Genomic DNA, 9,161 nt, shown 5'->3' on the forward strand with positions numbered 1-9,161 from the left:
ACTAGTCTTTTTGGAATCAACAGGCAACCTAGATCTTGATGAATTTCTTGATGGCTAACCAAAGTACAACAAGAACCCCTTCGTCGCCAAGAGGAATTTGGGTACTGAGGTCTGTATCCCCGGGCCCCTCCGTCTAGATGGAGACAATATCCTCCCTTTGTGGTGAGATTTACCGATTTATTTTGTACAAATTGGCACTTTTTGCTCGTCCTATTTCTCACATGTCTATCTCAGGATTTATCTATTCTGGTGGGGAGTAGGAGCTTCCTTGCTTTGTTTCAATATATTTTCTCTCTTGATTAATGATTTCTTTTTCGGTTCGCGGGACTTTGCTCCGCTCATTTTTGTTTCCTGACTTACATTGCTGTTATGGTTTTCTTTCTTTTGCTGATTAGATAAGCATTGATATCTTTTTTCTTCTCCTGCTTTCGCATCTTGCTCGCGAGCTCGTTCCTCGCACTCTTGAATCATTTTAGTGTGATTTTTTTGATTTTCTTGTTTTTTTATTTAGATAACGTGGCTTAATTGCATTAAAAATTTAGTTTGTTTATTTTTTATAATTTATTTCTTATTTCTTTTCATGCTGGACCCTTTATCCTTATTTCAGGTCCATTCTACAAAAAAAGTGCAACTGGACAATGTCACATTGTACCAATTGCACTTTTCGTTTCTAGAATTCTTGATAGTAACTTGGATCTTGATCTTTTAATCTGCCGTCTTTGGAACTTAGGAATCGATGGTTTTCATGTCTTCTTCTGTAATGTTGAAGTCGAAGATGTCGATGTTGCCTTTTTGACGGCTTGGAGTTGATGATTTTGGTATTGGAAGTGTTCCTAGTTGAACTTCCCATCTTAAAATGAGCTGGCCGACGTTTTTGTTGTATTTAGCTGCCAATTTTTTCAATGTTTCATTTTGAAGCATTTCACTGGCACGGCCGATCGGACTCCAATCTTGAGTCAAAATGCCATGTTCTTGATCATATTTTCTTTGTTGCTCTTGATTAAAGTATGGATGCAATTCTACTTGATTGATTACGGGCAGAACGCCGGTTTCTTTTTCTAATCGATCAAGATGCTCTGGCAAAAAGTTGGACACACCGATTGATCTGATCAGGCCAAATTTTTGAGCATCGATTAAAGCTTGCCAGGCTTCAACATAATGATCTTCCTTAGGATTTGGCCAGTGGATCAAGTAAAGATCGTAATAGTCCAAATGTGCTCGATATAGTGACTCTTGGATCGTATCAATAGCCTCGTGGTAGTCATGATGACGTCCAGGAAGTTTTGAAGAAATCAGCAATTCCGAACGAGGAACCGAAGAACGCTCAACCGCCTCACCAACAGCACCCTCATTCTCATAATTAAAAGCCGTATCCAGCAAACGATAACCTTGATCAATCGCCGAATCAATAACCGAAACCCCATGAGCTCCGTTCAACTTGTAAGTACCAAAGCCAACCTTAGGAAGCTTCAGTCCATCTCTCAAAGTATAAGTCTCCATAAAAGTCCTCCTCTTCCATATTCAAGATAAGGATATCACTAATCCTAAAAAAATAACCAGTAATCCCCACTCAGAAAAACAAGCAAAATCCATCTCACATTCAAAACAACAAATCATTTAGAAAAGAAATATAAAATACCGGAAAAAAACATCTATCTAAAAAAGAAAAGATATCGCAACCAAGCAATGCGAGAGTATGAGGAACGAATACTTGAGCAAGAAACAAATAAATAGAGAAAAAATTCAATCCAAGAACAAGGCAAGAGTGCGAGGAACGAGCACGCGAGCAAGATGCAAAAGCAAGCGAACAAAAAGGATATCAACTCTTATAGAACAAACAAAACAAAGAAAAACCAAAACAGCAATGTACAAATGAATCAAAAATGAGCGGAGCTTTAGTCCCGCGAACCGAAAAAGAAATAAGTAAGTATGATAGAAATTAAACGACAACAAAATAAGGAAGCACCTACTCCCCACCAGAATAGATAAAACCTGAGATAGACATGTGAGAAATAGGACGCGCAAACAGTGCCAATTTGATCAAAAAAGTCGGTAAATCTCAAACACAAGGGGGAGATATTGTCTCCATCTAGACGGAGGGGCCCGGGGATACAGCCCTCAGCCGCCAAATTCCTCTTGGCGACGAAGGAGCTTAGAGGAAGACTCGTATTTGAGATCGTCGAAGTGGTCTTCTTCGATGAGCTCAAATCGACGTCGGCAGCGTTCCAGTGGCTGTATCCCCGGGCCCCGGAGTCGGCATTGAACGTACCACCAAAATACCACCCCCCACACCCCAGCTAACCAAACAAACTAACACCAATCCAGCAAAATAAAACGCTTCTGTCTGCCATGGCTCTCTTACATCTATACACAAAAAAAGCCTTCCGCATCTACAACGGAAAGCTCAACAAAACTACTTATTACTATATGCAACTTTAACCTGTGGATCAATATCAGGCTTAACACCATCATTAATAAAGTAAACCTTATACCAAATCAAGAAAGTATAAATCGTCCAAATCTTACGACGATCATCGTTTTCACCCTTATAAAATCCATCAAGCATCTTCAAAATCATATCTTGATCAAAGAATTCTCCAGCAAAATCAGCACTGAACAACTCATGCATCTCGTTATAAACCTTTTCAGTATGGATCCAGTCACGAATAGGAACTGGGAAACCAAGCTTTTCACGTTTAGCCCAAGCCTTAGGCAAGGCTCTCTCAGCGGCCACACGTAAAGCATACTTACTATCCTTACTATTCAACAAATATTTAGTAGGGATCGTTTCAGCAAGTTCAGCAACTTTCTTATCCAAGAAAGGCACCCGTAATTCCATCGAGTTAGCCATACTCATCCGGTCAGCTTTCAAAATAATATCGTTAGCCATAAATTGGTGAAGGTCAAGATATTGCATCTTCTTAACCTCATCTTGATAATCAGCTACCTTGCGGTAACTACGCATAACGATTTCTTTAACCGAACGTGACTTTTCAAAATCTGGTTTAACCACCTTGGCAGCTTCTTGTTCACTAAATACCTTAGCTTGACCAATAAAGAACTCTTCAGCCTTAGCAGTTGACTCATATAAGTGGAGTCTACCAGGAAAGTTAGGAAGCTTCTTTAAGCCGTGTGCTAACTTGTAACGCACGCCCTTTGGCAACTTCTTCAACTCTTCAGCCACTACTCGAACGGTCTTTGAATGTGAGTGGTAACCGTAGTTAGCGTAGCCGGCGAACAACTCGTCAGCACCTTCACCAGAAAGGATCACTGTCACGTCACGACTAGCTAATTTAGTTAAGAAATAAAGTGGCACACAAGAAGGATTAGAATCAGGTTCATCCATATAATATTGGATCAGTGGGATCGACTTCATAGCTTCATCAGCCGTTACGATACCACGAGTATTTTCCAAACCTAAGGTAGCTGCTAATTCTTTGGCAGCTGATCCTTCTTCATAAGTACTCGTATCAAAATCGATCGAGTAAGTGTGTTGAGGCTTCAAGATAGCTGTGACATAACTTGAGTCCACACCACTTGAAAGCAATGAACCAACGGGAACATCACTGATAGCGTGAGCTTTAACAGAATCACGCAAAGTCTCATCGATCTTCTTAACTGTATCTTCTAAACTAAGGTGCTTTTCTTTAAAATCAACATCCCAATACTTCTTGATCTGCAACTTGCCGTTACGGAAAGTGAAGTAGTGGCCTTCAGGAATGCGGAAAACATTCTTGAAAAATGTTTCATTCAATGCTGAATATTGGAAGGTCAAGTATGGTTTCAAAGCTTGTTTGTTAAGCTCTTTAACAAAGTTTGGATGCTTCAAAAATGACTTGATCTCAGAGCCAAAAATAAATGTACCGTTTTTATTGTAATAATAAAGTGGCTTGATACCGAAGAAATCTCTGGCACCGGTAATGTCACCAGTCTTTAGATCGTAAATTACAAAAGCAAACATACCACGGATCCGCTTGAGTAATTCTTCCATTCCCCACTCTTCAAAACCATGAAGCAAGACTTCCGTATCTGTTTCAGTTGTAAAAGTATGACCTTTTTCGATCAATTCTTTTCTAATACCTTGGTAATTGTAGATCTCTCCGTTAAAAATAATGGCTTTGGATTGATCCTCATTGTAAATAGGTTGCATACCACTGTTGATATCAATGATACTCAATCGACGAAAACCTAGCGCCGTATCCTCATTAACTAATTCCCCCGAGCTGTTTGGACCACGATGTTTGATCGTATCCATCATAGCTTCTATAACTGGCTTTTTGTCAGCAATTTTCTTGTCTACGAAACCGACGATACCGCACATATTAATTCTCCTTAAATTTCAAAACTTACGAATCTAGTTGCTGCACCATATCCAAATATTTGTAGCAGCATTTTATCGGGATTGATATTAATGAAATATCCGGCTAATTCCGAAATCTCATTATATCGGCGATCCCATTTCTTATTGTAATCAGTTGTTAAGCCGTGTTTCTTTCCCATCAAGGCCGAACAATTTAATATTATATGATTAATTCCACCAACTTTGTAGTACTTTTCGTAATGCATGTGTCCACAAATATAGTTGGAAATTTTCGAAATACCGGTATCAGTAAAGTTATATCGAACATTAACTCCAAAATCGCCGGATAATTCGTTCTTAAGTTGTCCTGTTTCCTTATTATTAAAGCTAGTAAAAATCTTTTGGACGAGGTCGCCATTAAAGTTTAACGCCGACCGTCCACTTTGACTGATCAAGTTAGCATGGCCGAATACGACCACATGCTTATCGATCGTTTTTTCTAAAATAGTGATCAGATCTTGGATCTGTTGCTCGCGGATACCTCTGACTTTCTTGAAGTCGTACTTCTTGGTCCCGCCATTTAGGATATAGGGAATGTCGCTAGTATTCAAGAAAATTACTCTAATATCTCCCTTGTCGATCCAAGCAACTTTTGATCCGAGACTTAGACGTTTGAGCTCAGGCTGGGCAAATCCAGGTTTGGTGACCAAATTATAATAGTCATCACGTCTAAATGAAGCTGAGGTGATGAACTTGTGCTCATCATATTTGTCATTTTCATCGTGATTGCCCTCTAAAACGTAAAAAGGCCGTTGACTCTTTTGGTAATTTTCCATAGTGAATTGGAGCAAGCCCCGACTAATTTCTGGTTTATCGCTACCGTCGATCAAATCGCCTAAGTGAATATTGTAATCCACTGGCAATGAATCGCAAGCCTTATTAGCTTCGATAATGTGACGAACCCCATTGAGACCATAATAAGACGAGCTAGCAACTGCCTTTTCATGGGTGTCGGTCAGCACTGATAAAGTCAAACAATTGTCAGTCAAATTAGGTGCAACATTTTTTCTGAAAACTTGCTCGATATATTCTGTAAAAAATGGTCTCGGTTTTAATTTTCTCAAAAAATTATCTGTTTGAACAGAGATAAATTCAGATGGTTTCGGTTTTAAAAACTTTTTAGTTAAAAATTTAATTTTCACGGTTTTTTAATCTCCTAATCGACTAAATCTTATCATGTTTTAGACTTGGACAAACAAAAAAACCATCATAAAAGATGGTTTTATTATAAATATGATTATACACGCATTTTAGTGCAAAAGAAGCTGATAAGCCTTGCGAACACCTTCATCCTCTTCCATGCTGATCTCGCCCTTTTCAACGAAACCGTTAGTTGTAATGACATGTTGCATAACTAAGTTCTCAGGGTGTGTGTCAATTCTGACATCTGAATAACCTAGTTGATAAGAAATAGTCAATAATTGACGAATTAAAGCAGCTGATAAATGTTGGCCTTGATGCCCTGGTTCAACAGCGATTCGATGAATTACTGAATATTCCTTATTGGAATCCTTGTCCCATTGTCCATTAACTAACTTCTCGTAGTTAGGTTCGATCCCTTGTTGCAAAGCTGCGGTTCCCACAACTTCACCGTCCAATAACATTACATAATTGATTCCATCATTTAAATCTTGTTTCAAGATTGCTTCATCAGGATAGCCTGTTTGCCATTGGTCGACGCCACGATCTCTAAGTGTTTTTTTCGCACCGGAAATAATGTCGAATACTTTTGGTAAATCTTCACTTCTAGCTTGACGTAGATAAACGTTACTCATCTTACGACCTCCATAATCTAAAAATTACTCATTCCGATATTTAAACAAAAAGGACGTGTAATGGCAAGCTTTTTATTTCACTTCGCATAATTCTTTTTATTGAAAAACAAACTGATGCCGAAAAGGATAAGTGCATAAACGAATTGTCTTATGACTAACGGCAGCAAAGCGACCATATTACTATGTTCTTGGAAGGTCACCACTAGATTAGATACTGGTGGTAAGACCCAGTTGATAAAATGCAAAATACTATTGTTGCTGTCTGCTAATGAAAGTAAAACGATCACTAACAAACTGACTGCAGCGATATATTTATGACTGGTCCACTGGGAACGGCAAGCAAAAGCAATTGCCGTTGCGATCCAAGAGGTTGTCATCAACACTAATATCATAGTACCATTTGCGGCCGGAGATGCCGAAAATAAGAACGTAAAAATCCCCGAAACTAATGCCGTAATTAAATTGAAGACGACCAACACGATCATTTGCGTGCTAGCGTATAAATAATAGTCATTGATCCGTTGCTTTAAATAGCGATTTTGCCGAGTATCCTTTTGCAAAAAATACATAGCAATGATCAAGGCAAAGAAAAAGTTCAAAATGATAATACTAGGAAATTTCACTGTTTTGTCACTGTCGATCAACAAATTGAAAAACAGTTCGAAAATAATTAATAAGCCTAAAAAGATGGGATAGACTAAGTCATCCATCAAGAGCTTAGAAAAGTTGCTGAATAGTAATTTAAATTTCAAGGCTGACCATCCCTTCAAACAAATAGTTCATTTCCAACATCGTATGCAGTATCTTTTCTTTTTGATCGTACGGAGCCCTAATTTCGATCACGTTATTGAATGTTGTCGTGGCAAAGTGAGCAATATCTTTCGTGATGGCCATTGAATCTTTCGTGGCTTTAAATGACATCAAATACGCACTCCGATCGATTGGCAGACTTGTCAAAGCTTTACCGCTGAGCAGATAACGTTCGTCAAAAAAGCTACCGATGATCGTATCTCGCATCGGCGTGGCGACGATCACCCCTGCTCCGTGATCTTGTAAGTCTTTAAAAATTTCGACCATATTGTGGGCGTAAAAGCTATTTTGAAAAGAAAAAGGATCGTCTAAGATCAAGATATTTGGCCGTTTGGCAATTGCACAAAGAAAACTCACTCTTTGCTTAGCCCCTAAAGATAAAGTATTGACCGGACGATCGATCAATGAACGCAGCCCCATAAAAGCTGCCATATCTTTCAACTGATCAGAAGCAACAGCTAGCTTGCCATCTAGTTGACGATTTTCTTCTAAATAATCACCAACATTCAAATCGATATCTTCTTTTTCAAGTTGTGGCATAAATCCGATCCGAGCACCCGATGTCAAAGTCACTTTCCCACTGTCTGATTCATTCAAACCCAGGATCGTTTCCAACAGTGATGTCTTACCTGACCCAGCATCACCCACGATGTTGATAGCTTGGTTTTGAGATAAAGAAAAGGTTACATGCTTAAATGCAAAGTAACCTTTTCTTTCAAATGATAGATCCCTAACTGATAACAGATCCATCTTAGCCTTGCCAATCAGCGATAGCTTTAGCTGCTAAAGCAACCGAAAGGATCGCATCCTTTGAAAGAGAGTTTCTAATATCAGCAACGATCGTGTTAGCAAAGACAGCACCGATCACAACAAAAGAATAGTTAACGAGGTCAACATCAACTTTTGGACTGTATTGGCCGTCTGGAAATGGGTTCTCATGATTGTAAGTAAAGTTCACATCATGGTCGGCTAATGAACCATCAATATGGTTAACTAGCACGCGATCTTTCAATTCACTCAATTTAGCGTCAGGATTTTGCAAAGTCAAACGGTGGTCTGACTCGTTTTCATAGTAATCTTCTTCAGTCATATCAAAGTATTCTTGAACTGGTTTTCTCAAGATCTCCAAGTTATCGATCACAGCATATACTCGTTGCGCATCAAACTTCACCGAGTTGCTTTCAATTTTGCTGGCGTTATCATCGAGCCATTCGCCAAATTCACTAATAGTTTCAGAATTCATTTTATTTCCTCCAGTTAGCTTACATTATACTGAAAAATCGTTTTATTTAAAATCGCATTGATCCAAATGATCATTAATAACTCCAACTGCCTGCAAAAAAGAATAAATGATGGTCGGTCCAACAAAGCGAAATCCGCGTTTCTTCAGATCCTTGCTAATACGTTGCGACAGCTCATCTTGGGGCATCATATCTTCCTGGTTTTGTAGATGGTGGTCGATAATTTGGCCGTCAGTAAAGTTCCAAATATAATCGGAAAATTTTTCACCATTTTGATGCATTTCCACGATTTTTTGAGCGTTATTAATGGTAGCAGCAATTTTGAGCTTGTTTCTGATGATCTCAGGGTCATTTTTGAGCTGTTCTTGTTTGGCTTGGTCGTATTTCGCTACTTTATTGTAGTCGAAGTTGGCGAAGGCTTTGCGGTAGCCGTTTCTTCGTTTTATTATCGTGGACCAGGATAGGCCCGCTTGGGACAGTTCAAGTGTTAGCATTTCGAAGAAGTATTGTTCGTTGTGACTTGGTTTGCACCATTCTTTGTCGTGGTATGCTTCCATTTCTGGAAAAGTATTCTCTGCCCAGTTGCAGCGCATAATAGTTACCTCTGTTTTTAATTTTGTTGTTTTGGTGCGGGGTAGTAGTTTGGTTGTGCGTTCAATGCCGGTTCCGGGTCGGGGCGCTATATGGGACTGGAACGCTGCCGACGCAATTTTGAGCTACCTGGAAAACCACCAGGTATCTCAAAACTTGGTCTTTCACTAGGCAATAAAATTGCCAAGTGAAATTTGGGTGCGCTCGGCATGGGCGTTAGCTAGGTGATGAAAGTTCACTGTGAGCCGTAGTAGTCGGAATCACGAGTTGAGGACAAGGGTGTCCACCGCGAGGTGGAATCTGAAGGAAGTCTAAAGCAAAGTACTGAGCTGATGTACAAGAATCGACTAATAGGCCGGAAATGCAGGATAAGTTTGCCCAACA

9 protein-coding genes and 1 pseudogene are annotated in these 9,161 nt (G+C 39.3%); all 10 read right to left on the minus strand.

The window, feature by feature from the left end:
- Positions 1-237: 237 nt before the first annotated feature.
- Entirely contained in the window at positions 238-471 is a 234-nt protein-coding gene (locus tag EKM78_RS12875) for a hypothetical protein (protein WP_164507345.1), read from the minus strand.
- 199 nt (positions 472-670) lie between these two features.
- Positions 671-1,500 (minus strand): annotated as a pseudogene (locus EKM78_RS11900) (aldo/keto reductase).
- Positions 1,501-2,203: 703 nt separating this feature from the next.
- Positions 2,204-2,374 carry a hypothetical protein gene (locus tag EKM78_RS12880; protein ID WP_164507346.1) on the minus strand — a complete coding sequence of 57 codons (171 nt, stop codon included), beginning with the start codon at positions 2,372-2,374 and terminating at the stop codon, positions 2,204-2,206.
- A gap of 39 nt (positions 2,375-2,413) precedes the next feature.
- Positions 2,414-4,321, minus strand: coding sequence for an asparagine synthase (glutamine-hydrolyzing) (gene asnB / locus EKM78_RS11905; protein WP_125772490.1), 1,908 nt, complete (start codon positions 4,319-4,321; stop codon positions 2,414-2,416).
- 11 nt (positions 4,322-4,332) lie between these two features.
- Positions 4,333-5,502: a metallophosphoesterase family protein gene (locus tag EKM78_RS11910; protein ID WP_125772492.1), complete on the minus strand. Its 1,170-nt coding sequence runs from the start codon at positions 5,500-5,502 to the stop codon at positions 4,333-4,335.
- 108 nt (positions 5,503-5,610) lie between these two features.
- A complete protein-coding gene (locus EKM78_RS11915; RefSeq protein WP_125772494.1) occupies positions 5,611-6,135 on the minus strand; it encodes a GNAT family N-acetyltransferase in 525 nt (174 codons plus the stop codon).
- A 77-nt stretch (positions 6,136-6,212) separates the two neighbouring features.
- A complete protein-coding gene (locus tag EKM78_RS11920; protein ID WP_125772496.1) occupies positions 6,213-6,887 on the minus strand; it encodes a hypothetical protein in 675 nt (224 codons plus the stop codon).
- The gene (locus EKM78_RS11925) at positions 6,877-7,695 is read right to left on the minus strand and encodes an ATP-binding cassette domain-containing protein (RefSeq protein ID WP_125772498.1); all 819 of its coding nucleotides are present in this window, start codon (positions 7,693-7,695) and stop codon (positions 6,877-6,879) included. The genes EKM78_RS11920 and EKM78_RS11925 overlap by 11 nt, the downstream gene beginning before the upstream one ends.
- 1 nt (position 7,696) lies before the next feature.
- On the minus strand, positions 7,697-8,188 hold the full coding sequence (locus EKM78_RS11930) for a hypothetical protein (protein WP_125772500.1): 492 nt from the start codon (positions 8,186-8,188) through the stop codon (positions 7,697-7,699).
- Positions 8,189-8,230: 42 nt separating this feature from the next.
- Positions 8,231-8,779 carry a DNA-3-methyladenine glycosylase I gene (locus tag EKM78_RS11935; RefSeq protein WP_125772502.1) on the minus strand — a complete coding sequence of 183 codons (549 nt, stop codon included), beginning with the start codon at positions 8,777-8,779 and terminating at the stop codon, positions 8,231-8,233.
- Between the last annotated feature and the right edge of the window lie 382 nt (positions 8,780-9,161).

Origin of the sequence: Companilactobacillus furfuricola (assembly GCF_003946325.1) — a bacterium.
Lineage (GTDB): Bacteria > Bacillota > Bacilli > Lactobacillales > Lactobacillaceae > Companilactobacillus > Companilactobacillus furfuricola.

Excerpts from the sequence above, each read along its gene's own strand:
- EKM78_RS12875 (WP_164507345.1), bottom strand. The coding sequence starts at position 471 with ATGATTCAAGAGTGCGAGGAACGAGCTCGCGAGCAAGATGCGAAAGCA.
- asnB (WP_125772490.1), bottom strand. The coding sequence starts at position 4,321 with ATGTGCGGTATCGTCGGTTTCGTAGACAAGAAAATTGCTGACAAAAAG.
- EKM78_RS11915 (WP_125772494.1), bottom strand. The coding sequence starts at position 6,135 with ATGAGTAACGTTTATCTACGTCAAGCTAGAAGTGAAGATTTACCAAAA.
- EKM78_RS11925 (WP_125772498.1), bottom strand. The coding sequence starts at position 7,695 with ATGGATCTGTTATCAGTTAGGGATCTATCATTTGAAAGAAAAGGTTAC.
- EKM78_RS11930 (WP_125772500.1), bottom strand. The coding sequence starts at position 8,188 with ATGAATTCTGAAACTATTAGTGAATTTGGCGAATGGCTCGATGATAAC.
- EKM78_RS11935 (WP_125772502.1), bottom strand. The coding sequence starts at position 8,779 with ATGCGCTGCAACTGGGCAGAGAATACTTTTCCAGAAATGGAAGCATAC.